Source organism: Niveispirillum sp., assembly GCF_017996735.1.
In the GTDB taxonomy this organism is placed as follows: domain Bacteria; phylum Pseudomonadota; class Alphaproteobacteria; order Azospirillales; family Azospirillaceae; genus Niveispirillum.
On the sequence record NZ_JAGOGJ010000027.1, the window covers coordinates 15,771 to 39,762 of the forward strand.

Annotated in this window: 22 protein-coding genes; 16 read left to right on the forward strand and 6 right to left on the reverse strand. The window is 63.0% G+C overall.

The features are described from left to right. The first annotated feature begins 13 nt into the window (after window positions 1-13). The 4 genes from KBA48_RS10985 to KBA48_RS11000 all read left to right on the forward strand — a co-directional run bounded on the left by KBA48_RS10985 (window position 14) and on the right by KBA48_RS11000 (window position 3,747). Entirely contained in the window at window positions 14-1,201 is a 1,188-nt protein-coding gene (locus KBA48_RS10985) for a glycosyltransferase family 4 protein (RefSeq protein ID WP_292906175.1), read from the forward strand. Between the two features lie 20 nt (window positions 1,202-1,221). Further along, window positions 1,222-1,935: an ABC transporter permease subunit gene (locus tag KBA48_RS10990; protein WP_292906177.1), complete on the forward strand. Its 714-nt coding sequence runs from the start codon at window positions 1,222-1,224 to the stop codon at window positions 1,933-1,935. Between the two features lie 12 nt (window positions 1,936-1,947). Beyond that, window positions 1,948-2,625, forward strand: a complete 678-nt coding sequence (locus tag KBA48_RS10995; RefSeq protein ID WP_292906179.1) for an ABC transporter permease — start codon at window positions 1,948-1,950, stop codon at window positions 2,623-2,625. Between the two features lie 129 nt (window positions 2,626-2,754). Further along, on the forward strand, window positions 2,755-3,747 hold the full coding sequence (locus KBA48_RS11000; RefSeq protein WP_292906181.1) for an NAD-dependent epimerase/dehydratase family protein: 993 nt from the start codon (window positions 2,755-2,757) through the stop codon (window positions 3,745-3,747). A 201-nt stretch (window positions 3,748-3,948) separates the two neighbouring features. Here the strand turns inward: KBA48_RS11000 and KBA48_RS11005 are convergent, their stop codons facing one another. The 3 genes from KBA48_RS11005 to KBA48_RS11015 form a co-directional block, all read right to left on the reverse strand. Then, the gene (locus KBA48_RS11005; protein ID WP_292906183.1) at window positions 3,949-5,541 is read right to left on the reverse strand and encodes a peptide ABC transporter substrate-binding protein; all 1,593 of its coding nucleotides are present in this window, start codon (window positions 5,539-5,541) and stop codon (window positions 3,949-3,951) included. 209 nt (window positions 5,542-5,750) lie between these two features. After that, window positions 5,751-7,364, reverse strand: a complete 1,614-nt coding sequence (locus KBA48_RS11010; RefSeq protein ID WP_292906185.1) for a peptide ABC transporter substrate-binding protein — start codon at window positions 7,362-7,364, stop codon at window positions 5,751-5,753. A 91-nt stretch (window positions 7,365-7,455) separates the two neighbouring features. Next, on the reverse strand, window positions 7,456-9,066 hold the full coding sequence (locus KBA48_RS11015) for a peptide ABC transporter substrate-binding protein (protein WP_292906187.1): 1,611 nt from the start codon (window positions 9,064-9,066) through the stop codon (window positions 7,456-7,458). A gap of 288 nt (window positions 9,067-9,354) precedes the next feature. On the opposite strand from KBA48_RS11015, the gene KBA48_RS11020 reads away from it, so the two are divergent. Both KBA48_RS11020 and KBA48_RS11025 read left to right on the forward strand, forming a co-directional pair. Next, window positions 9,355-10,845, forward strand: a complete 1,491-nt coding sequence (locus KBA48_RS11020; protein ID WP_292906189.1) for an acetyl-CoA hydrolase/transferase family protein — start codon at window positions 9,355-9,357, stop codon at window positions 10,843-10,845. 305 nt (window positions 10,846-11,150) lie between these two features. Continuing rightward, on the forward strand, window positions 11,151-11,651 hold the full coding sequence (locus tag KBA48_RS11025; protein ID WP_292906190.1) for a helix-turn-helix domain-containing protein: 501 nt from the start codon (window positions 11,151-11,153) through the stop codon (window positions 11,649-11,651). Between the two features lie 13 nt (window positions 11,652-11,664). On the opposite strand, the gene KBA48_RS11030 is transcribed toward KBA48_RS11025, so the two are convergent. Then, window positions 11,665-12,033, reverse strand: coding sequence for a VOC family protein (locus KBA48_RS11030; protein ID WP_292906191.1), 369 nt, complete (start codon window positions 12,031-12,033; stop codon window positions 11,665-11,667). A 231-nt stretch (window positions 12,034-12,264) separates the two neighbouring features. Between KBA48_RS11030 and leuD the strand changes: the two genes are divergently transcribed. The 10 genes from leuD (at window position 12,265) to sucD (ending at window position 20,740) form a co-directional block, all read left to right on the forward strand. After that, window positions 12,265-12,876, forward strand: a complete 612-nt coding sequence (gene leuD / locus KBA48_RS11035) for a 3-isopropylmalate dehydratase small subunit (protein WP_292906192.1) — start codon at window positions 12,265-12,267, stop codon at window positions 12,874-12,876. A 128-nt stretch (window positions 12,877-13,004) separates the two neighbouring features. Continuing rightward, window positions 13,005-14,120 (forward strand): 3-isopropylmalate dehydrogenase, encoded by a 1,116-nt coding sequence (leuB, locus tag KBA48_RS11040; protein ID WP_292906193.1) that lies wholly within the window; start codon window positions 13,005-13,007, stop codon window positions 14,118-14,120. Window positions 14,121-14,130: 10 nt separating this feature from the next. Then, window positions 14,131-14,628, forward strand: coding sequence for a GNAT family N-acetyltransferase (locus KBA48_RS11045; protein ID WP_292906195.1), 498 nt, complete (start codon window positions 14,131-14,133; stop codon window positions 14,626-14,628). Window positions 14,629-14,688: 60 nt separating this feature from the next. After that, entirely contained in the window at window positions 14,689-14,940 is a 252-nt protein-coding gene (locus KBA48_RS11050) for a hypothetical protein (protein ID WP_292906197.1), read from the forward strand. Between the two features lie 120 nt (window positions 14,941-15,060). Then, complete coding sequence (locus KBA48_RS11055; RefSeq protein ID WP_292906199.1) at window positions 15,061-15,507, forward strand: nuclear transport factor 2 family protein; 447 nt, start codon at window positions 15,061-15,063, stop codon at window positions 15,505-15,507. Between the two features lie 261 nt (window positions 15,508-15,768). Next, window positions 15,769-16,734: a malate dehydrogenase gene (gene mdh, locus KBA48_RS11060; RefSeq protein ID WP_292906201.1), complete on the forward strand. Its 966-nt coding sequence runs from the start codon at window positions 15,769-15,771 to the stop codon at window positions 16,732-16,734. A 544-nt stretch (window positions 16,735-17,278) separates the two neighbouring features. Further along, window positions 17,279-17,593 (forward strand): hypothetical protein, encoded by a 315-nt coding sequence (locus KBA48_RS11065; protein ID WP_292906203.1) that lies wholly within the window; start codon window positions 17,279-17,281, stop codon window positions 17,591-17,593. 347 nt (window positions 17,594-17,940) lie between these two features. Next, window positions 17,941-18,252: a hypothetical protein gene (locus tag KBA48_RS11070; RefSeq protein ID WP_292906205.1), complete on the forward strand. Its 312-nt coding sequence runs from the start codon at window positions 17,941-17,943 to the stop codon at window positions 18,250-18,252. 417 nt (window positions 18,253-18,669) lie between these two features. Then, a complete protein-coding gene (sucC, locus tag KBA48_RS11075) occupies window positions 18,670-19,866 on the forward strand; it encodes an ADP-forming succinate--CoA ligase subunit beta (RefSeq protein WP_292906207.1) in 1,197 nt (398 codons plus the stop codon). A gap of 1 nt (window position 19,867) precedes the next feature. After that, window positions 19,868-20,740 (forward strand): succinate--CoA ligase subunit alpha, encoded by an 873-nt coding sequence (gene sucD, locus KBA48_RS11080; protein ID WP_292906209.1) that lies wholly within the window; start codon window positions 19,868-19,870, stop codon window positions 20,738-20,740. A 172-nt stretch (window positions 20,741-20,912) separates the two neighbouring features. On the opposite strand, the gene KBA48_RS11085 is transcribed toward sucD, so the two are convergent. Both KBA48_RS11085 and KBA48_RS11090 read right to left on the reverse strand, forming a co-directional pair. Next, window positions 20,913-21,401 carry a helix-turn-helix domain-containing protein gene (locus tag KBA48_RS11085; protein ID WP_292906211.1) on the reverse strand — a complete coding sequence of 163 codons (489 nt, stop codon included), beginning with the start codon at window positions 21,399-21,401 and terminating at the stop codon, window positions 20,913-20,915. A gap of 844 nt (window positions 21,402-22,245) precedes the next feature. Continuing rightward, window positions 22,246-23,862 carry a PAS domain-containing sensor histidine kinase gene (locus tag KBA48_RS11090; protein WP_292906213.1) on the reverse strand — a complete coding sequence of 539 codons (1,617 nt, stop codon included), beginning with the start codon at window positions 23,860-23,862 and terminating at the stop codon, window positions 22,246-22,248. Between the last annotated feature and the right edge of the window lie 130 nt (window positions 23,863-23,992).

Genomic DNA, 23,992 nt, shown 5'->3' on the forward strand with positions numbered 1-23,992 from the left:
GGGAGTACCTTCTGTGAGCGACCAGTCCTATCGTCCCTTTGTCCTCAACTGGCGCCTGACCGAGCTGCATGGCTGGGGGCTGGTGGGTGTGCATACCTGCCTTTATCTGCTGAAAACTGGCGGCTCGCCCATGTTGATCAGCCCGTCCGACCTGTTGAGCATGCGTCCGCAGACGCAGGAGAAGCTCCGCGCGCTGGATCTGCCGGCCGAACGCCTGTCGACCTACATCGAGCTGGTGCAATCGCAGGGCAAGCGGCTGCATCTGGAAAATGCCACCGTGCTGTATGCGCTGGGCGACCTCATGCAACCCAATTTCAGCCAACAGCCGATCTTGGGTGACCGCAATGTGGGCGTGGGGGCCTTCACGGAAACCAAATTTTCGACGAAGGCATTGACGGACGCCCGCTCCTACGGGCGCATCGTCATTCATTCCAACTTCAACAAGCAGGTGCTGGCGGAGCACGGGGTCGCGTCGGATTGCGTCTTTCAGGGGGTCGATCCGACGGAAGTATCCCCCGGTCCCAAGAAGGGCAAGTTCGGCGATCGTTTCGCGATCTTTTCCGGCGGCAAGATCGAGTTCCGTAAGGGGCAGGATATCGTGCTGAGGGCTTTCCGGGCCTTCCAGCAGCGCCGGCCGGAGGCGCTGCTGGTCACGGCCTGGGCCAATTTCTGGCCGGTCACGGCCCTCTCGATGCGCGCCAGCCCGCTTGGACTGGAGCCCTTGCAACTGACGGCCGATGCGTCGGATGTGGATATCGTCGGCTGGATGCGTGCCAACGGCCTGCCGGAGAATTCCTACCTTAATATCGGCTTCCTTTCGCGCGAACGCATCGCCCCGCTGCTGCATGAATGTGATCTGGCCGTGTTCCCCAACCGGTGCGAGCCGGGCACCAATCTGGTGGCGATGGAGGCCATGGCCTGTGGCGTGCCGCTGGTCCTGTCGGCCAATACCGGCCATCTGGACCTGATCGGCGATGATCGCACCTATGTCCTGTCCCGTCAGGGGCCGGTGCCGGGCACGGGGGACAATACCCGCTACTGGGGCGAAAGCGACGTGGAGGAACTGGTCGAGGCCATGGAGCATGCCTATCAGAACCGGGATGCCGCGCGGGCGCGCGGGCTGGCCGGTGCGCAATGGGTGCTGAACAACCGTCGCTGGGACCAGTTCGCCGCTGAATTCGTCGATGTCTGTAACCGCTGAACCCCGACCGGAATGCCCCCATGCTTGATCTTCTCCGTTTCGGCAGTGATGGCTGGGGTGACGAGATCGCCAACGGGGCGGTCATGACCCTGATGGTCGCCATATCGGCCTATCTGATCGGTATCGTTGTCGGTTCCGGGGCTGCGGCGGCGAAGCTGTCGGGTCCGGCGCCGCTGCGCTGGCTGGCCGCCCTTTACACGACGGTGGTGCGGGGTGTGCCGGCCCTTCTGGTGATCTGGCTGCTGTTCTTCGGCGGGTCGGGTCTTGTCACCTGGGTGGCCGGGCTGTTCGGCTATGGCGGGCGGGTGGACCTGTCGGCCTTTGCGGTGGGGGTGGCGGCGGTCGGCATCGTGTCCGGGGCCTATGCGACGGAGGTGATCCGGGGCGCCGTCCGGGCCGTGCCCAAGGGACAGTTGGAGGCGGCGCGGGCGCTGGGCATGGGACGGTTGCTGATCCTGCGCCGCATCCTGATTCCGCAGGCCTTGCGCTATGCCCTGCCGGGCCTGGGCAATGTCTGGCAGATGACGCTGAAGGACACGACGCTGGTCTCTGTCGTGTCCTTGGCCGAACTGATGCGTCAGGCCTATCTGGGCATGCAATCGACGCGTCAGCCCTTTCTGTTCTATCTCACCGCGGCCATCCTCTACATGATCATGACCACCTGCTCGGAAGCCTTGTTCCGGGCCCTGTCGCGCCGGGCCGAACGTGGCGTGCGCCGCGCCGTGGCGAACTGAGGGGGGCGGCACATGAATATCGACATGATCCTCTCCTCGCTGCCGGCGCTGCTGTCGGGCGCCTGGGTGACGGTGCAACTGGTCGTGCTGTCGCTGGGGCTGGGTTTTGTGCTGGCGCTGGCCGTGGCCTTCGGGCGCCTGTCATCGAACCGGTTCGTGGCCGGCGTGACGGGCGTCTATGTCTTCCTGTTCCGTTCCACCCCGCTGCTGGTGCAGATCTTCCTGATCTATTACGGGCTGGGGCAGTTCGTGGGTATCCGCGAGAGCTTCCTGTGGCCGATCCTGCGCGAGGCCTATTGGTGCGCCATCATCGCCTTGACGCTGAACACCGCCGCCTATACCGGCGAGATCCTGCGCGGCGGCATCCAGGCTGTGCCGTTCGGGCAGATCGAGGCGGCGCGTGCGCTGGGCATGTCGCGGCTGCTTCTGTATCGCCGCATCGTCCTGCCGCAGGCCCTGCGCACCATCCTGCCCGCCTATGGGAACGAGATGATCCAGATGGTGCAGGCGACATCGCTGGCCAGTGCCATCACGCTGGTGGAACTGACGGGTGCTGCCCGCACCATCGCATCGCGCAGCTTTCAGCCGGTGGAGATGTTTATCATCGCCGGCGCCATCTACCTTGCCATGAATTTTGTCATCGCCCAGGGCGTGCGGTGGGCTGAGGGCAGGGCGGCTGCCGGCACCTGACCCCCTGCCGATAGGGCCGGCGGCGGGCAAATCTTTTCAGTGGCCCGCAACGGAGATCCTGGGGTTTTACCGGGAGGACCTGCGTTGCGGACGCGGCCCTTCCGGGCTCCATAACTGTGAGTGGACAAAATGACCAAGCTTGTAACAGGCGCTGCTGGGTTTATCGGTTTTTCCACCGCCCGGTCGCTGCTGGAGAGTGGCGAGACGGTGGTCGGTATCGACATCATCAATGATTATTACGATGTCGGGCTCAAGATGGCGCGGCTGCGCATCCTTGAGGAATACCCGAACTTCACCTTCTATCGCCGCGACATTGCCGATTCCGGACTGGTGGACTTCATCCGCAGCCATCACGCCGACATCACGGAGATCATCCATCTGGCGGCCCAGGCCGGGGTGCGTTATTCGCTGGTCAATCCCTACGCCTATGTTCAATCGAACCTGGCGGGTCAGGTGGTGATGCTGGAACTGGCGCGGGCCCTGCCGGGATTGCGCAATTTTGTCTATGCCAGTTCCTCGTCGGTTTACGGGGCCAATAAGCAGTCGCCGTTTTCCGTGGACCACCCGGTGACCCGGCCCATCTCGCTATATGCCGCGACCAAGCGGGCGGACGAACTGATCACCTATACCTACAGCCACCTGTTCGGCTTTCCCGCCGTGGGGCTGCGCTTCTTCACGGTCTATGGGCCGTGGGGCAGGCCCGACATGGCGACCTTCCTGTTCACCGATGCCATCCTGGCCGGCCGGCCGATCCAGGTGTTCAATAACGGGGAGATGTGGCGCGACTTCACCTATATCGACGATATCGTCGCCGGTATCCGCGCCGCCAGCCTGCGGCCGCCGGGACCCGACGATGACGGGGTGCGCCACACCGTCTATAATCTGGGTAATCACCGGCCGGAAAAGCTGACGGACATGATCGGCATCCTGGAACAGGCGCTGGGTCGCAAGGCGATCATCGAATTCCGGCCCATGCAGCCGGGCGACGTGGTCAGTTCCTGCGCGGATATCGAAACCAGCCGCCGTGATCTGGGCTTCGAGCCGACGACCGATCTGGCGCAGGGGCTGCCGCAGTTCGTGTCCTGGTTCCGCGATTATTACACCAGCGGCATGAAATCTTGACCTTCGGTCAATCTTTCCTGCCCCTCAAGCGCCGGGCGGCTGCATCCGCAGCCTTGGCTAACGACGCACGTGCGGCGCGGCGGCAGTCGCCGCCGATACTAACGGTCAAGAATTTTGACCGTTAGTATTACACCAATCCGCCTTGCTCGTGATCGATCAAGGCGGATTTCATGTTTCCTCAGGTGCCGGGCTGGCGGTCGCCTATCGCACCACAGACAGATAGCGTGACAGGTGCAGGTTGCGGATATTGTCCTGCCAGCCGCTGACCCGTGCCGACACCATGTGCGTGGTCACATGGGTATAGATGGGGATCACGGGGTGATCCGACAGCAGCATGGCTTCTGCCCGCTGCATTAACTGGCGCCGGGCCGTGGCATCCACTTCGGATGCGGCGGCCCGGATCAGACGGTCATAGTCCGGGTTGCGATAGCCGCTATGGTTCTGCCCCTGCACATCGGACATGAACAGGGACAGGAAGGAATAGGCGTCATTGTAGTCGCCGATCCAGCCGCCGCGCACCAGATCCTGGAACTTGCCCTCTGCGCGGGACTGTAGAAGCACCTTCCATTCCTGGTTCACCAGCTTTGCGCGCACACCCAGCTTCTGCCGCCACATGCTGTCGATGGCGATGGCGATTTTCCGATGGTTTTCCGAGGTGTTGAACAGGATCTCCACCTCCAGAACCCTGCCCCCCGGCCCGTACCCGGCCTTGGCCAGCAGTTCACGGGCCTTCGCATCCCGCTGGGCCTGGGTCCAGCGGGCCCATTCGGGCAGGGGGGCCACGTAATTGTCGGTGCCGGGCGGGGTGATGGCATAGGCGGGGATTTCGCCGGCTTGGGTGATCTTGTCCACGATCAGTTGCCTGTCGATGGCCAGCGACAGGGCCGTGCGCAGGTCCGGGTTGGATTTCCAGGGCTCGTTGCGCAGGTTTATATTGAACCAGTAGCTGGAAAAGAACGGGGCGAGGCGCAGGTCGGCGGGCATGTTCTGTCGTACCCAGGCGATCTGTCCGTCGGGCAGGTCATAGGTGACGTCCAGTTCCCCGGCCCGGAACCGCTTCAACTCCACCTCCCGGTTCTCCGTCGGATAGAAATAGACGGCATCCAGGGCGACCTCGGCCGCGGCATGGAAATGCGGGTTGCGCACCAGCTTCACATGGCTTTGCGGCACGGCCTCGGCCAGCATGAAGGCGCCGTTGGACACCAGCTTTCCCGGCTTCACAAAATCATCGCCATGCCGCTTCAGATTGGCCTGCGACACGGCGAAGGTCGAATGATGCTGAAGCGAGGAGATGAAATAGGCGGTCGGCGCCTCCAGCGTCACGCGCAGGGTAAGCTCGTCCACCGCCTCCACCCCCATGGCGGTGGGCGGCATCTGGCCCTTGGACACGGCCTCCGCGTTCTTTACGGGCCAGAGGAAGAAGGCATAGCGCGAGCGGGTGGCTGGTGACACCAGGCGCCGCCAGGAAAAGACGAAGTCCCCCGCCGTCACCCTTGTCCCGTCCGACCATTTTCCATCGGGACGCAGGTGGAAGGTGTAGGTCAGCCGATCCTCGCTGATGGTCCAGTTCAGGGCGGCGCCCGGGACGACGCGGCCCAGCGCGTCAGCGGTCACCAGCCCTTCGAACAGGTCCATTTCGATCCAGCTTTCGCCCTCGCCTGTCGATTTGTGCGGGTCCAGGGTTTCCGGCTCCGATCCGTTGCCCCGGTGCAGCACCATCTCCGCCCGTGAGGGCGTGGCCAGCAGCGTGAGCAGCAGCACAAGACAGGAAACAAATGTCGCCAGAAACCGCACTGAACTTCCTCCGTCCGTGGAAATTATCCCGAAAGGCAGGATAGACCGGCCCCGGAGGCGGGCAAGAAAAAACCCCGGCCGTTGTGAGGCGGCCGGGGTTTTGGCGGGATGAAGGCCGGCGGCCGGCCGCCCACCGCTCGTGCGGCGTAAGCCCAGGCCCGTGGATGCGGGCGCCCGGTGCGTGAGGGAGATTGGCAGGAGGGAAACCGTTACGGCTTCAGGTCAAGGAAGCGCGAGGGATGCAGATCCATCAGATTGTCGGTCCAGCCGATCAGCTTGGGACTGACCATGTGCTTGGAACTGTAGAAATGGATGGGGAAGACCGCCACTTCCTCGATCATCAGCCGTTCGGCCTGCTGAAGCAGGGCGGCGCGCTTGGCGATGTCGGCCGTGGTGTTGGCCTCGGCCATCAGCAGGTCATATTGCGGGTCGGCGAAGGCGGACGGGTTCTGCTTGCCGATATCCCCGCGCACCAGTTCCAGGAAATTGTTGGCGTCGTTATAGTCGCCGATCCAGCCATGGCGGGTGATGTCCTTGAACTTCTTCTCGTCACGGGTATTCAGGAACACCTTCCATTCCTGATTGTTCAAGGTCACCTTCACGCCCAGCTTCTGCTGCCACATGGAGGCGATGGCAATGGCCAGCTTCCGGTGGTTTTCCTGGGTATTGTACAGAACCTCGATTTCCAGCGGCTTGGCGCCGGGCCCATAGCCGGCCTTGGCCAGCAGCTCCTTGGCCTTGGCGTCGCGCTGTTCCTGCGTCCACTTGGCATAGTCGGGGATCTGCTGGGTGTAATTGGTCGTGTTGGGGGGCACGAAGCTGTAGGCCGGGATTTCCCCGCGCTGGTTCACCTTTTCCACGATGATGTCGCGGTCGATGGCGAGGTTGAGGGCCAGCCTCAGGTTCTTGTTGGACTTCCACGGCTCCTTCGTCATGTTCGGCGCATAGAAATAGGTGCCGAAATAGGGCGCCAGATGCAGTTCGTCGGGCATGTTCTGGCGTAGCCACTGCATCTGGGTCACCGGCACCTCATAGGCGATGTGCAATTCGCCGGCGCGGTACCGTTTCAGTTCCGCTTCCTGGTTTTCGGTGGGATAGAAGAAGACCGTGTCGATCTTCGTATTGGCCACATCGTAATGATGGGGGTTCTTCACCATCTTGATATGGCTCTGCGGCACCGATTCCGCCAGCATATAGGCACCGTTGGTGACCAGATTGCCGGGTTTCACGAAGTCGGCCCCGAACTTCTCCACATTCGCCTTGGACAGGGCGTAGGTCGAATGATGGTGCAGCATGGACAGGAAATAGGGGGTGGGTGCCGCCAGCGTCACCTCGAACGTGTAATCGTCCACGGCGCGCACGCCCATCGTTTCCGGTGCCTTGCGGCCCAGCGTGATGTCCTGCGCGTTCTTCACCTGCCACAGAAAATAGGCGTAATCGGCCATGGTCTTGGGATCGACCAGCCGGCGCCAGGAGAAAACCCAGTCCTGCGCCGTGACGGCGGTGCCGTCGGACCATTTGGCATTGCGGCGCAGGTGGAAGGTATAGACCCGCCCATCGGGGCTGACATCCCACTTCTCCGCGGCGCCGGGGATAAAATTGCCCTTTCCGTCGGGCACCAGCAGACCGTCGAACAGGTCATATTGCAGCCAGCTTTCGGGCACGCCGCTGGATTTGGCGGGGTCGAGCGTTTCCGGTTCCGCGCCGTTGCCGCGATGCAGGACCTTCTGCGCCAGTGCAGGGGCGGTGACCATGCCCATGCCGGCGGCAAGCAAGGCCGTGGCGGCAACAACGCCGCGCAATGACTTCCACAATGACGACATGCCCGATCTTCTCCTGTTCCTTGATTGTATGGATGCGAACACCTGGTGTCCGGGCCTGGTTATGGTCGGTCCCGGTTGATGCGTCCGCCTGTCAGCGGACGACTTCGATATAGCGCGTGGGCTGTACGCCCATGGGGCTGTCGAACCAGCCCTTCACGCGCGGATGCACAAGATTGCGGTAGGAGGTGTGGTAGATAGGGATCAGCGGTGCGTCGGCCAGCATCATCCCCTCGGCTGCCGCCACCAGGGCCAGGCGCCTGGCCGGATCGGTGGTCAGGTTGGCCTCATTCAGTTGGGTATCATAGGCCGGGTTGCTGTAGCCGGACCGGTTCATCTTGCCGACATCGGCCAGGAACAGTTTCAGGAAGGTATAGGGATCGGGAAAATCGGCGATCCAGCCCAGCACGACGGTGTTGGCATAGCTTTTCTCGCCGGCATTCTGCAGAACCACCTTCCATTCCTGATTGTTCAGGCTGACCTTGGCGCCCAGTTTGGACTGCCACATGGAGGCGATGCCCACCGCGATCTTGCGGGTGCTTTCGTTGGTGTTGTGCAGGATTTCCACGGTCAGCGGCTTGCCGCCCGGACCGAACCCCGCTTCCTTCACCAGTTCCTTGGCCTTCGCATCACGTTCGGCCTGGGTCGCCTTGGCCATGTTGGCGTCGGGCAGGACATAGCCCGGAACCCCCGGTGCCGTCAGCGTATAGGCCGGAACCTCGCCCGACTTGGTGATCTTGTCGACGATGATCTGGCGGTCGACAGCCAGCGACAGGGCCTGACGCAGCTTGGGATTGGAGGCCAGCGGCTCCTTGGTCATGTTGATGGCCAGATATTGCGTGCCCAGCACCGGATAGAATTTGATCACTTCCGGCATGTTCTGCTTCAGCCAGTCGATCTGGGTGACCGGGGCCATCTGCACGATATCCAGCTCCCCCGCGCGGAAGCGGCGCAGTTCGGTTTCCGGGCTGTCGGAATGATGGAACACGACCGTATCCACCTTCACGGACTTCGCCTCCCGGAAGTACGGATTCCTGACGGCCTTCACGAAGGCCTGGGGCATGTATTCCACCAGCCGGTAGGCGCCGTTGGAAACAAGGTTTCCGGCCTTCACGAAATCGCTGCCGAACTTCTCCACATTCGCCTTGGAGATCGGATAGGTCATGCGGTGCAGCAGCGATGACAGGAAATAGCCGGTGGGCCGTTCCAGCGTCACCTTGAAGGTGCGCGGGTTGACGGCAACGGCGCCGAGCGTGTCGGGCGCGGCCTTGCCATTGCTGATCGCCTCGCCGTTCTTCACCGGCCACAGGAAATAGGCATAGTCGGATGCGGTCTTCGGATCGACCAGCCGGCGCCAGGAGAAGACGAAATCATCGGCCGTGACCGGTGTGCCGTCAGACCATTTCGCGTCGGCGCGCAGGGTAAAGGTGTAGGTCAGGCCATCGGCGCTGATTTCCCAACCGGACGCGACGCCAGGAACCGTCTCTCCATTGGGGCCGAAGGTCAGCAGCCCTTCGAACAGGTCGTACCCGATGCGGGCGGATTGCACGTCCGTTCCCTTTTGCGGGTCCAGCGAGGTGGGCTCTGCCTGATTGCCACGGTTCAGGACCATTTCGGCAAGGGCCGGGACGACGCCCGCCGTCATCAGGGAAAGGGTGGCGAAGGCCGCAATGGCGGCCGGCGCGAAGCGCCGCGCAAAACGCATGTCATGAACTCCAACTGCACCGGTACGAACTGCCCCGCGTCTATGTGCGGTCTGCTGTGCGTTATGTCCAGGGCTGATCGAGGAAAACTCTTGGAAACCGCCCGGACGGGCGGGCAAAGGGGGCGTCGGCCGGCTATTTGCGGCCATCTATCGATCTGATGCGCGACCTTTTTCGGGGTTGGCCGTTTCCGGCCGCCGGCCCCATGCTGGCCGCAATCGCGGCAAAAGACCGCCCGGGCCGATGGGGAGGGAACGGAGGTGCCTTCAGGTAAACCAAGGTAGAGGAATATGTACGAAGACCGGATTCGCCGCCCCTCCCTGACCGACCGGATCATGAGCCCCGAACAGGCGGCCCTGCTGATCCAGGATGGCATGACCATCGGGATGAGCGGTTTCACCCGTGCCGGCGATGCCAAGGCGCTGCCCGTGGCGCTGGCCGAACGGGCGGCGCGTGAACCGTTGCGCATCACGCTGATGACAGGGGCGTCGCTGGGCAACAATATCGACAAGATCCTGACGGAAGCCGGGGTTCTGGCCCGTCGCCTGCCCTTTCAGTCCGACCCGACATTGCGCGCCGCCATCAACCGGGGCGAGGTGATGTTCATCGATCAGCATCTGTCGGAGACGGTGGAACAGCTCCGCTCGAACCAGATGGGGCCCATCGACATCGCCATTGTGGAGGCCACCGCCATCACGGCGGACGGGGGGATCGTCCCCACCACATCGGTCGGCAATTCGGCCAGCTTCGCCATCCTGGCCAAGAAGGTGATCGTGGAGATCAACCTGTCGCAGCCGCTGGCGCTGGAAGGGCTGCACGACATCTATATCCCCACAAAGCGCCCCACCCGGCATCCCATCCCGGTGGAAGCCTGTGACAGCCGTATCGGCACGCCGTCCATCCCCATCGATCCCGACAAGATCGCCGCCATCGTCGTCACGCAGAAGCATGACAGCGCCGCGAATGTGGAACCGCCCGACGCGGACACGGTGGGCATTGCCGGCCATCTGATCGATTTTCTGAAGGCGGAGGTGGCCAAGGGCCGGCTGGACATGACCTTGAACCCGCTGCAGGCCGGTATCGGGTCCATCGCCAACGCCGTCCTGCACGGGCTGATCGACAGCCCGTTCCATGATCTGCGCATGTATAGCGAGGTGTTGCAGGACAGCACCTTCGACCTGTTCGATGCCGGGAAGCTGACCTTTGCCTCCGGCTCCTCCGTCACCCTGTCAGAGGCCTGTGGCGCCCGCGTCTTCCCGCGATTTGACCAGTACAAGGACAAGCTGGTCCTGCGGCCGCAGGAGATCAGCAACCATCCGGAGGTCATCCGCCGTCTGGGCGTGATCGGCATCAACACGGCGCTGGAGTTCGATATCTACGGCAATGTGAACTCCACCCATGTCAACGGTACCATGATGATGAACGGCATCGGCGGGTCGGGCGATTTTGCCCGCAATGCCTATCTGTCGGTCTTCGTCACCAAGTCGGTGGCCAAGGGCGGGGCGATTTCCAGCGTCGTGCCCATGGTCAGCCATGTCGATCACAGCGAACATGACGTGGATATCCTGGTCACTGAGCAGGGGCTGGCCGATCTGCGCGGTCTGGCCCCGCGCGAACGGGCAGAAGTGATCATCGCCAACTGCGTCCATCCCAGCTATCGCGAGCAGTTGGCGGATTATTATGCCCGCGCCCGGGTGCGCGGCGGCCACACCCCGCACCTGCTGGAAGAGGCTTTCTCCTGGCATATCCGGCGGGAGAAGACGGGCAGCATGCGGGCGTGACGGCGCCTTGCGGGTGGCATCCAGATATCGATGTCACCCGCAGCCCGCCTTAATTTTTCCATCATAGTGACGACGCGCACAGTTCGCCCAAGGGTCGGTCGCTTAATCATATGGTCACGGGCCGGTTCCGGGGTTACCCTTCTCACCTGCCGGCCTTTTCAACCCTTTGCGCCATGTCGGAAGCGTCCATCTTCGTCCCTGTCCACAGCAGCGGCACGACGGGCTTGGCGTCCGGTCATGGTGGTCCATGTTGTTGGACGGTGATCCCGCCCGGGGCGGGATGCCGACCTGACGGGGGAGTCGCCATGTCTTTTGCGTCGTCCGATCACCCGCTTCCGCAGTTTGCGGCCTGCGTCGCCGCCGAGACGGAGACGGTTGAGAGCATCCTGGCCCGTCATCATGACGGTGCCGGCGGGGCCAGCGGCCTGTCGCCGATGCAGTTGCGCCGTGTGCTGCTGTTCGTGGAGCAGAATCTGGATGATGACCTGTCGCTGGTGACGCTTGCCGCCGTCGCGGGGCTGAGCCCCAGCCATTTTGCCCGCCGGTTCAAGGCGGCGCTGGGGGAGGCGCCGCATCGTTATGTACTGGCCCGCCGGGTCAATTGGGCCAAGCGCCTGCTGCTGGAGACGGAAATGCCGCTGGCGGAGATCGCGGCGGCGGCCGGCTTTTCCTCCCAGGCGCATTTGACGGGCATTTTCGGCCGCGCTGTCGGCGTGACCCCCGGCGCGTACCGTACGCGGCGCAATCAATGCCTGGCCTTCCTGATGGCCGGTGGCGTGAAGGAAAGTTTCAACAAGGCGGCCTGAGAGGGCGCTGGTCTTATCCCGTGAATTCCGTCCCCGCCTCGACAAAGCAGAGCGGATTGCCGAACGGGTCGCGGCAATAGAAACTGCGCTCGCCCCAGGGCCGGGTTTCGATCCCGCTGGCCGTGACCGCCCCCGCCGCCTGCGCACGGCTGTGAAAACCTTCCAGATCATGTACCGCGAAATGCACCGGCTGCGATAGAGACGGGGCCGTGGCCGCGTCGCCCTCCGCCGCCGGCTCATGACAGGCCAGCACCATCTGGCCCAGATCGAAATAGTGCCAGCCGGCAGAGACACGCTTGCCCGGCTGCGCCAGCAGCGCGCTGTAGAAACCGGCCGCCTGTTCAATGGCGGTGACGGGCAGGATGATACGGAACACACGCATGGCGCCGACCCTCCGCTGAACCTGATTCTTATTCTTCCATTCAAGATAGGGTGTCCCCCGCCCTTGTGCCATCCCGACCTCGGTCTGGGCCGGCTGAAAAGGGTGGTGGTGAAAGTACTACGCAAGCATCTGTCGCAGGGCTGCCTTCGAACGATCATGTGTTGCGCAGTCCGCGAGCCGCATGGCAGAACAAGGGCTGTTTCATCCCCCCTATGTCGTCGGGTAAGGCTCATGGAAAAGTTTGTTCAGCTCACCGGTGTCGCCGCTCCGCTGCGTCTGATGAATGTCGATACGGACATGATCATTCCCGCCGACTATCTGAAGACGATCAAGCGCACGGGCCTGGGTGCCGGCCTGTTCGCCTCCATGCGCCTGAAGGACGGTCAGGAGGTTGCGGATTTTGTGCTGAACAAGCAGGCCTACCGCCAGGCCAAGATCCTGATCGCCGGTGACAATTTCGGCTGCGGCTCCAGCCGTGAGCATGCGCCCTGGGCACTGGCCGATTTCGGCATCCGCTGCATCATCGCGCCCAGCTTTGCCGACATCTTCTTCAACAATTGCTTCAAGAACGGCATCCTGCCGATCCGCATGCCGACAGAGGTGGTCGACAAGCTGATGGCCGCCGCCGACAATGGCGCCAACGCCACCTTCACCGTGGATCTGGAAGCCCAGGCCATCACCCTGCCCGATGGGGAGAAGATCGCTTTCGATGTGGAGCCGTTCCGTCGCCAGTGCCTGTTGAACGGCTGGGACGATATCGGCCTGACCCTGCGCGAGGCCGGGTCCATCGACGCCTTCGAAGCCAAGGCCAAGGATGGCCAGCCCTGGCTCTGGGCCTCCTGATCCTCGGCCCACCATCGTTCCGCCGCCGTGATCGCGCCGCCCCTTGGCGGCGTGACCGGGAAGGATTATGAATTCAGCCGCGGCGGTGATGCGCCGCCAATGCCAAGCAAACATACAGAGGTATTCCAATGTCGACGAAGCGTTCGCTCCTTCTGCTGCCGGGCGACGGGATCGGTCCCGAGGTCATGCGTCAGGTCCGCCGCGTCATCGACTGGTATGCCCGCAAGCGCGGCATTGAATTCGCGGTCGAGGAAGGTCTGGTCGGCGGCTGCTCCTATGATGCGCATGGCACGCCCCTGACGGATGAGACCATGGCCCGCGCGCTGGCCGTGGACGCCGTGCTGCTGGCCGCCGTGGGCGGTCCGAAATGGGACAATCTGGGCTTTGACAAGCGTCCCGAGGCCGGCCTGCTGCGCCTGCGCAAGGAGATGGAGCTGTTCGCCAACCTGCGCCCGGCCAAGGTGTTCGACGCGCTGGTCGATGCCAGCACGCTGAAGCCCGACGTGGTGCGCGGCCTGGACATCATGATCGTGCGCGAACTGACGGGTGGTGTCTATTTCGGTGAGCCGCGCGGCATCACCGACCTGCCCAATGGCGAGCGTCGCGGCGTCAATACCCAGGTCTATGACACCCACGAGATCCACCGCGTCGCCCGCGTGGCCTTTGAGCTGGCGCGCAAGCGCGGCAACAAGGTCTGCTCTTCCGATAAGGGCAATGTGATGGAGTCGGGCCTGCTGTGGCGTCAGGAAGTGATCGCCCTGCACAAGGCCGAATACCAGGATGTGGAACTGTCGCACATGCTGGCCGACGCTGCCGCCATGCAACTGGTGCGCAATCCCAAGCAGTTCGACGTGATCGTCACCGATAACCTGTTCGGCGACATCCTGTCGGACGAGGCCTCGATGCTGACCGGCTCCATCGGCATGCTGCCCAGCGCCTCGCTGGGTGCCACCGACGCCAATGGCAAGCGCAAGGCCCTGTATGAGCCGGTGCATGGTTCGGCCCCGGACATTGCCGGCCGCGACCTGGCCAACCCCATTGCCATGTTCCTGTCCTTCGCCATGGCCCTGCGCTGGTCCTTCGACCTGCAGGCCGAGGCGGACGTCCTGGAAAATGCCGTGGAGAACGTGCTGAACACCGGTCTGCGCACTGGCGACATCATGCAGCCGGGCATGGCCAAGGTCTCGACCTCCGTCATGGCCGACAGCATCCTGCGCGAGATGGACAAGGTTGCCGCCGCCTGATCGCGGCCCCGTGACCCCCATCGTCAAGAAACAGATCGGCGTCCGTCGGGCCACCCCGGCCGACGCCGATCTTGTTTGTGCCTTTGTTGCAGCATTGTCGGCGGAAGAAGGCATGGACCCGCCCGCCCTGACCCCGGCGAAATTCCACCGTCAGGGCTTTGGCGAGGATGCGCTGTTCCGCTGTCTGGTGGCGGAAACCGGCGACCGTATCGCCGGCATGGTCCTGCTGACCCCCGGCTATGACAGCCAGACCGCCACCGGCGGCATGATGCTGGAAAATATCTATGTGGAGCCGGGATCGCGCCGGCTTGGCGTGGGCCGCGCCCTGATGGCGGCGGCGGGGCGGATGGCGCTGGACCAGGGCCTGTCCTGGATATGCTGGCACGCACGTCCCGCCAATGTGGGTGCCGGCCTGTTCTACCGTGCCCTGGGCGCGCGGACGGAGAGCGTCACCCTGCTGGGTATTGATGTGCGGCTGTTGGTGGGTACGGGCAGCAGCCGGTTGTGATTGCCGGTGAGATTACCTGCCTATAGGATCAGGTTTGGGTTTTGAGCGATGGAGTTCGCCATGTCCAAGCGTGCCTGGTTCGTCCCCAAAAGCCACGGGTTCGGCTATTCCCCTGCCGGTTGGGAGGGGTGGCTGGCCACGGCTTTGTTCATCCTGATCCTTGTGGGTGGCATCAAGGCCATTCAGGCCTTTGTCCCCGTGCCGCCGGGGCCCTGGCGCCCGCTTATCATGTTGGCCTGGGTTGCCGTCACCGGCGGCGTCTTTTTCCTGATTGCGCGGACCCGCACGCAGGGGGAGGTGCGCTGGCGCTGAGGTGGCAGGACCTGAGCGCTCAGCGCCAACTGGTCCGTACAGGGATGGTTTTCCCCTTGCCGGTGACGGGCCGTACCCCGCAGGTAGGGCTTACGGAACCGATCCCTGGAGACCTTGCCCGTGCGCCCTTCCATTCTTGCGGCCTTGCTGCTGATCCTGGCCATTCCGCCGGCATATGCCGAGACGGATCCCGCCACCCTCAAGGCCATCGAAGCGACCGCCTATGATTATGTGGATGGTCAGTTGGAGGGCGATGCCGCCCGCGTGGCCCGTGCCCTGCACCCCGATCTGGCCAAGCGTGCCGTCCGGCCCTCACCGGACAAGGATGAGGTGCTGGCCCTGCGCCGCATGAGCAAGGATGAACTGGTCGAACTGACCCGCCAAGGCGTGCTGAAGACACCGAAGGAGCAATGGGACCGGTCGGTCCGCGTACTGGACGTGACGGGCAATGTCGCGGTCGCACGGGTGGAGACGCCGTGGTTCGTGGACTATTTCCATATGGGCCGGTTCGGCGACCGCTGGGTCATCGTTAACGCCATGTGGCAGCCGAAACCGCGCAACGGGTAGGCCGTTCGCAGCGTTACCTGCCGCCCCGGATCATCGCCGCCGCTGGAAATACCGACCGTCATGCGCGCCCGCATACACGCCTTGCGTCAGGCGCTGACCTGCCACCCCGCACCCACGACCCTTGTCGGCTTGCCCGAACGGCTGTTTCAGGCTAATCACGCCGCCCAGGGTCATCCCGCATTGCAGCTAAGAAAAGGCGCTGCCGGATGTTCCAAACGTAATCTTGTTTCCTGACCCGAACCAAATCGAAGGGAAATTCCCATGGCACGCAAGAAGATCGCGCTGATCGGCGCCGGCCAGATCGGTGGCACGCTGGCCCTGCTGGCTGGCCAGAAGGAGCTGGGTGATATCATCCTGCTCGACATCCCCGACTTCGCGGGCGTTGCCAAGGGCAAGGCGCTGGACATCGCCGAGCTGTCGCCGGTTGCCGGTTTCGACGCCGGTTACTCGGGCACCTCCGACTATGCCGACATTGCCGGCGCCGACGTGGTGATCATCACCGCCGGCGTGCCGCGCAAGCCGGGCATGAGCCGTGACGATCTGGTCGGCATCAATGCCAAGGTCATCAAGGTCGTCGCCGCCGGCGTGAAGGCCCATGCCCCGGACGCCTTCGTCATCGTCATCACCAACCCGCTGGACGCCATGGTCGGCCTGTTCCAGCAGGAGAGCGGCCTGCCGCCCGAAAAGGTGGTCGGCATGGCCGGCGTGCTGGACAGCGCCCGCTTCCGCTGGTTCCTGGCCGAGGAGTTCGGCGTGTCGGTCGAGGACGTGACCGCCTTCGTGCTGGGCGGGCATGGCGACACCATGGTCCCGTCGGTCCGCTACTCCACCGTCGCCGGCATCCCGCTGCCCGACCTGGTGAAGATGGGCTGGACCACGCAGGAGAAGCTGGACAAGATCGTGCAGCGCACCCGTGACGGTGGCGCGGAGATCGTCGGCCTGCTGAAGACCGGCTCCGCCTTCTACGCCCCGGCCGCTTCCGCCATCGCCATGGCCGAAAGCTACCTGAAGGACAAGAAGCGCGTCCTGCCGGTGGCCGCCAAGCTGACCGGTGAGTATGGCGTGGATGGCCTCTATATCGGCGTGCCGACCATCATCGGCGCCAAGGGCGTGGAGAAGATCATCCAGATCGAACTGTCCGCCGACGAGAAGGCCAATTTTGACAAGTCCGTCGACGCCGTTAAGGTTCTGGTTGACGTGACCAAGAAGGTTTCGGCCGAAGGCTGATCCCCGACGGGGGTGGCTTTCCACCTCTTTCACGGAAAACCCCGCATGGGTCACCATGCGGGGTTTTTTGTTGCGCCCGCTATCGGGTCGAAGTGCATATCTGTCTGAAATTCGTGATTTCCAAGTAATTTTCTAAAATACCTGACAAATATTTCTCTAAAAAGCCTCATAATCGATGTCTTCACTGTGCTTCCAGCGCACTTCTGGTCTGCATTGTCGCACGCCGAAAGTATAGGTTCGGGTCTGTTTTTTAACCATTCAGTTACGGGTCGACCGTATAGTCCGCCCCATCAAACGGACGTCGTCAGTAAAGATGTGCCCACGGCATAGCCGCGACGATGGTTCCATGAAGTGTCTAGTTAATTGTGTGGCGTGCTCAAGTTACAAGACAATGGTCGCGTCACAAGATCAGTGAAAAGCCTGCGATGATGGCATGATGAACGCAATGTGACATGAGTGCCATTGACCGATTGAGCGTTTTACTGACAGTACCCACCTCCTCTCCGCTTCTTCGCATAAGCCATCATAAGGAATTGGACACCCCATGAAATCCGCCCTGCTGTTCGCCTCCGCTCTGTTGTCGCTGACCGCCACCTCTGCCTTCGCCGCCGGCTGCGAACAGGGTAATCCGCCGTCGCTGGTGGATGGCGCCACGGCCTCCCAGGAACAGATGGCTGAGACCATGAAGGCGGTTAAGGCCTACATCGTCGCTACCGAAGAGTATCAGGCGTGCCTGGAAGCCGCCGGCAAGGGTGGCAAGATGGATCTGGACGCCTACAACAAGTCCGCCGCCCGCATGGAAGCGCTGGCTGCCGACTTCAACAAGCAGCTCAAGACCTTCAAGGCCCGTAACGGCTGATATCCGTTACCTGCCATTGGGGCCCGCCATTGTCGGCGCGGCCCGCACAGAACCCGCGCCGGTATCCTGGCGCGGGTTTTTTGTTGCCGATGGCGGGCGGTTTGGCGCCCGACCTGCATCCCTGCATAAGTTTACCATCTTGCCCCGCCCCGGCTGGAATTGACGGGTGGCCCACGATGAATTTATGCTAATTCCCAAGTTTAGGGAGATAAGGGCAAAATAGCCTAATAATTAGTCAGTTGGGGATAACTTGGCACCCAATAAAACCGGGCTGACAGAATATCCACGGCAAAAAAGGCCGTTGGATAAACTGTTATCTAAAATTTTATGTTTCGGGGTGTCCAACGATGAAAAAAGCAATCCTCTCTACCACTTTGGCCTTTCTGTTTCTGAGCGGTGTGGCGCATGCCGGTTGCGAACAGGGCGATCCACCGGCTCTGCCCGATGGTTCCAGCGCGTCGGAGGCCGAGATGGCCGAAGCCGTGAAGGCCGTGAAGTCCTATATCGCGGCGACGGAAGAGTACCAGGCTTGTCTGACGGCGGAAGGCAAGCGTGGCAAGATGGATATTGAGAGCTACAACAAATCGACCGAGCGCATGGAGAAGCTGGCCGCCAACTTCAACAAGCAGTTGAAGGCGTTCAAGAGCCGGGGCGGCTGATCCGGTCTGGCGGCAGGCACGGCACAGGCGGCGGCAGGCGCGCACCCGCCCGTGCCGTGCCTGCCTGTCCTTTGCCGTGACGGACCGGGAAAGGCGGGAACCGGTCCGCATCGGGCATGGGTTGGGTAGTGGTCCTGCCGCCATTACATGGCACCCTTGCGCCCCGCGCTCGGTCATTACGCGACTGCGGCATGCTTGTGTTGCGGCGCAAGGGTTTGCGCCATTTCCTGTCGTCAGGCGGACAGCAGGCTTGTGCAAAATTCCGCACCTGTATGAGCGTGGGCAGGGACCTTTGGATGGTTGATCCCGGTTCCCATAGTGCTAAAGTGCCGCCCGCGTGGGGAGGACCCCCGTGTGCGGCCGGGCGGATCCCCGCTCTGCCGGCCCGTCTCCCATCCAGAGCAAGACGGCTGAGCGATGAATATCCATGAGTATCAGGCCAAGAGCCTGCTGAAGAAATACGGCGTTGCGGTGCCGCGTGGCGGCGTCGCCTACACGCCGGACGAAGCCGCCAAGGTTGCCACAGAACTGGGTGGCCCCGTCTGGGTGGTGAAGTCGCAGATCCATGCCGGTGGCCGTGGTGCCGGTCGTTTCAAGGACGACCCCAACGGCAAGGGCGGCGTGCGCGTCGTCAAGAGCGTGGATGATGTGAAGTCCAACGCCGCCGCCATGCTGAACAAGGTGCTGGTCACCAAGCAGACCGGTCCGGACGGCAAGGAAGTCGGCCGCCTCTATATCGAGGAAGGCGCCGACATCAAGCGTGAGCTGTATCTGTCGATGCTGCTGGACCGTGGCTCCTCCCGCGTCACCATCGTCGCTTCGACCGAGGGCGGCATGGAGATCGAGGAAGTGGCCCACAGCCACCCGGAAAAGATCACCAAGGTCGCCATCGACCCCGTCCAGGGCCTGCAGGGTTATCACGCCCGCAAGGTCGCCTTCGCCCTGGGGCTGGAAGGCAAGCAGGTCAACGCTGCCGCCAAGTTCATGGCCGCCATGTACAAGGCGTTCATCGACCTGGACATGAGCATGGTTGAGATCAACCCGCTGGTCGTGACCGGCGCCGGTGACGTGATCGCGCTCGATGCCAAGGTCAACTTCGACGACAACGCGCTTTACCGCCACCCCGACGTGGAAGAACTGCGCGACCCGACCGAAGAAGAAGCCTCGGAAACGGAAGCCACCAAGCACGGTCTGAACTATGTGAAGCTGGATGGCAACATCGGCTGCATGGTGAACGGCGCCGGCCTGGCCATGGCCACCATGGACATCATCAAGCTGTATGGCGGTGAGCCGGCCAACTTCCTGGACGTCGGTGGTGGCGCCACGAAGGAACGCGTGACGATCGCCTTCAAGCTGATCCTGTCCGATCCGAATGTCGAAGGCATCCTGGTCAACATCTTCGGCGGCATCATGCGCTGCGACGTCATCGCCGAGGGCGTTGTCGCCGCCGCGCGTGAAGTCTCCCTGCATGTTCCGCTGGTTGTCCGCCTGGAAGGCACCAATGTCGACCTCGGCAAGAAGATCCTGGCCGATAGCGGCCTGCCGATCCTGTCGGCCGACAACCTGGCCGACGCCGCCGAGAAGATCGTCAAGGCCGTGAAGGAGGCCGCGTAACATGGCCGTTCTCGTCAATAAAGACACCAAGGTCATCTGCCAGGGCTTCACCGGCGCGCAGGGGACCTTCCATTCCGAACAGGCCATCGCCTATGGCACCAAGATGGTCGGCGGCGTGACCCCCGGCAAGGGCGGTTCCAAGCATCTGGACCTGCCCGTGTTCGACACCGTGGCCGACGCGGTGCTGAAGACCGGTGCCAATGCCTCGGTCATCTATGTGCCGCCGCCGTTCGCGGCCGACGCCATCCTGGAAGCCATCGATGCCGAACTGCCGCTGGTGGTCTGCATCACCGAAGGCATCCCGGTGCTGGACATGGTTCGCGTCAAGCGCGCCCTGGCCAATTCCGCTACCCGCCTGATCGGTCCGAACTGCCCCGGCGTCATCACCCCGGACGAGTGCAAGATCGGCATCATGCCCGGCCATATCCACAAGCGTGGCAAGATCGGCATTGTGTCCCGTTCCGGCACCCTGACCTATGAGGCGGTGGCGCAGACGACGGCCGCCGGCCTGGGTCAGACCACCTGCATCGGCATCGGCGGCGATCCGGTCAACGGCACGAACTTCGTGGACGCGCTGGAGATGTTTGCCAAGGACCCGGAAACCGAAGGCATCATCATGATCGGTGAGATCGGTGGTGACGCCGAGGTCAATGGTGCCGAGTACATCAAGGCGTCGGGTCTGAAGAAGCCGGTCGTTGGCTTCATCGCCGGTCGTACCGCCCCGCCGGGCCGCCGCATGGGCCATGCCGGTGCCGTGATCTCCGGCGGTAACGATACCGCCGAGTTCAAGGTGGAAGCCATGCGCGCCGCCGGCATCCATGTGTCCGAAAGCCCGGCCAGCCTGGGTTCGACCATGGTGAAGGCGCTGGGCTGATCCGTCGGTCCGTTGCGTTATACCACCGGTCAAAGTTCTTGACCGATGGTACGGCGGCGACTGCCGCCGCGCGGCCCCTATTTCGTGCCGCTGGTATTAGAGTAAAGAAAACCCCCGCTGGATCGTTCCGGCGGGGGTTTTTCTTTGGGCTGCGACTGGGTGATGACCGGCACTATTTCTCCGGCCCCTCCGCCGCCCGCGACAGGGGATGGCCGGCCAGTTCGCTCTCCGTCAGGCGCACAGAGGCCGCATAGAGATGGGCGATCATTTTGCCCTTGTCCAGGGGTGTCAGCGGTTGGCTGCGTTCCCTCTGTTCCCGTTCCACCCGGCTGATCATCGCGGCCAGCAGAAACGGATCCACCTCCGGCTCCCGAGGCTCCGCCGAAGCAGGCCGGGGGCTGGCAGCAGGGGCGGGGGCTGCTGTTTCTGCCGCCGCTGTGGCCGGCAGGAACATCTCCCCCTCGCCGGTCAACAGCCAGTTCAGATTGACGTTCCGGCGGGCCAGTTCGACCAGCCAGGCCACCTTGGGGGGCCCCCCATCCCCTTCATAGGAACTGTAGGTCGAACCCGGCAGGCCCAGATGCGATGCCATGTCGGTGCGGCGGCTGAAACCGAGTCGTTGCCGGAGTTCCTGCAGGCGTATGGCTATTCCGCTGCTCATGGTGCACCCCCAGGGCGCCATGCTGCGCCATGGAGCGTGCATGGAATTAATTTTGCAACAAAATCATGTAGATTGCGCATCATCCGGGCGCCGCCAGCAGGGTGAGGCATTATCTTATATGCAACTCCGGGTTCCGATATTCCGTGGGCGAATTCCAGAGGGGTAAGGCCTGGGAGCGACGGATTATCGTTGAGTTCCCGTTTTTCGATGCGTAAACTCGTTTTCAAGAGATGCGGCCTTTGCGGATGGAAGACAGACGCTGGGATTTGAAATAAATGAACCGCGTTTTATCCAGATCCCTGTTCGCAGACCGATGGTCTGAGCGATGATGGATAGAAGGCATAAAAATAGCGGTTCCGACCGTTTGGTCGGCAAGCTCCCTTAGTCTGTGCTGGAATTGCGTGTGGAATGTCTGGAACGCTGCCTGTATTCCCTGATCGGCGGAATAGGTTGGATGGTGACTGAAAAGGCGCCCGCTTGTCAAAGTCGGTTGTAGGTGCCAACGCTATCAATTGAATGGTCATATGACTATTCGAGGTAATTATTTGTGTTGGCTCTTGGGATGGTTGTGCTCTGAAAAGCGGCCTTTCCTGATACAAAAACAATCCGATCTCATGGCCGTGACAGGCTCTGCACCCGATGGGTGACCGGATGCTGCAATGATATCGGGAGCAACAGGGTTAATTCAAAACCGTTATGTTTCCGTTACCAGCGCGGAATTTCCTGCCGCGCAACGTGCTGCTTCCGCAGGACCTGAAGCCGTTTGAGCGGGTACCAGGAATGTCGGGCGCGCATGGCGGCGGCAACGGCCGGCGCGGTGGCTTCCGGTCAGCCGAAAATCGCGTCAGCGGCCGGCACGGATGGCGGCCGTGTCGCGCGCCTGATCATTGGAAGCGGTCTGACGCGGGGCGGTGCCACGGGCAACGTGATCGGCGGGGAATCGGAAGCGGAAGGTCGTGCCGTGACCCAGCCGGCTGTCCACGGAAACGGTGGCGCCATGCAGTTCGGCCAGGGCGCGTGCGATCGACAGGCCCAGCCCCGTACCGTTCTGGTGATCCTGCACCCGTCCGACCTGCTCGAAGGGGCGCCAGATCCGTTCCAGGTCGCCATCGGGGATGCCAACCCCCGTATCGGCCACTGACAAGACCAGCCGCCCGTCGCCACGGTCCAGATCCGCCGCCAGCCAGATGTCGCCCCCCGCCGGCGTGAACTTCACGGCATTGCCGACGATGTTCAGCAGCAATTGGCGCAGCGCCCGTTCATCGGCCAGAAGCAGCAGCGGTTCGCCGATGGGAAGGTCGACATGGATGGACAGCCGCTTTTCCTGGGCCAGACCTTGGGCGATCCGCTGGATCTGCCGCAATTCACCCTCCAGGGGAATCCAGCACGGCTCCAGGGTCAGGCGCCCCGCCTCGATCTTGGACAGGTGCAACATGTCATTGATGACGGACAGCAGGTGGCGTGCCGCCACGGTGATGTCGCCGGCATATTCGATATGGCGCGGATCGGCCGGGATGCCGTCGCGGTCCGCGCTGGCGATCATGCCGGCAAAGCCCAGGATGGCGTTCAACGGCGTGCGCAACTCGTGGCTCATGGTAGCGATGAAGGCGGATTTGGTGCGCGATGCCTCCTCGGCGGCCAGACGGGCGGCTTCCGCCGCCGCCGCCTTGGCCTGGGCCGTGACATCGACCACCGTCGCCTGGATCGCATATTGCCCGTCCCAGACGATACGACGCGCCAGGACATCGACATGGATCAATGACCCGTCCCGGCAGACGTTCGGGGCCGACCGGATGATCGGTAGCTTGCCGCCGGCCAGCAGAATGGACCAGGCGCGGTTTGCCTGCTCGCGCCCCGGCTCCGGGATGATGATGTCCAGGTCCATGGACAGGACGTCCAGAACCGATCCATAGCCCAGCATCTGCGCATAGGCGGGGTTGCAGAACAGGATCCGGCGGCCGGAATGCACCACGATGCCCTGGACGGAGCCTTCGACCATGTCGCGCAGACGCTGTTCGTTGGTCCGCAGCGCCTGTTCGATGTCGCGGGCTTCCGTCACGTCGCGGGCTTCCGCCATGAGGCGGATCGCGCCATCCGGACCGGGATCGATAGGGGTGATGGAAACGTCGAAGACCAGCGGCGCCCCGGTTTCCGGGCCCGTGGCCGCATCGAACCGGATGGTGGCGCCCTGGCCCGCCGCCTGGACCGCGGAGGTCAGGCGTTCACGCACCCCGGCGGCACCCCGCCACCAGGGTGTTTCCCACAAGGCAAGGCCCAGGACCTGCGACAGGGCCAGATCGCCGACGCGCAGGGCCGCCCGGTTGGCTGCCCGCACCGTGCCATCGCCATCCAGCAACACCAGGACCTGGGATGTGCTGTTGAAATAGGAGGTGAAGAGGCGATCGGCCTCCGTCAGACTTCCGGCCGATATCTGCTCCCCGGTCGTATCCGGCGCGACCATCAGACAACCCCGTGCGATGCCCGACCGCGTCCTCTCGACGCTGGAACATCCGCCTTCTGGAAGTAGGAAAAGGCCGGAGGGTGCTTTGGCGCCCCCAAACCGCTGTGTCTTTTTGCGGCAAAAAACAAGG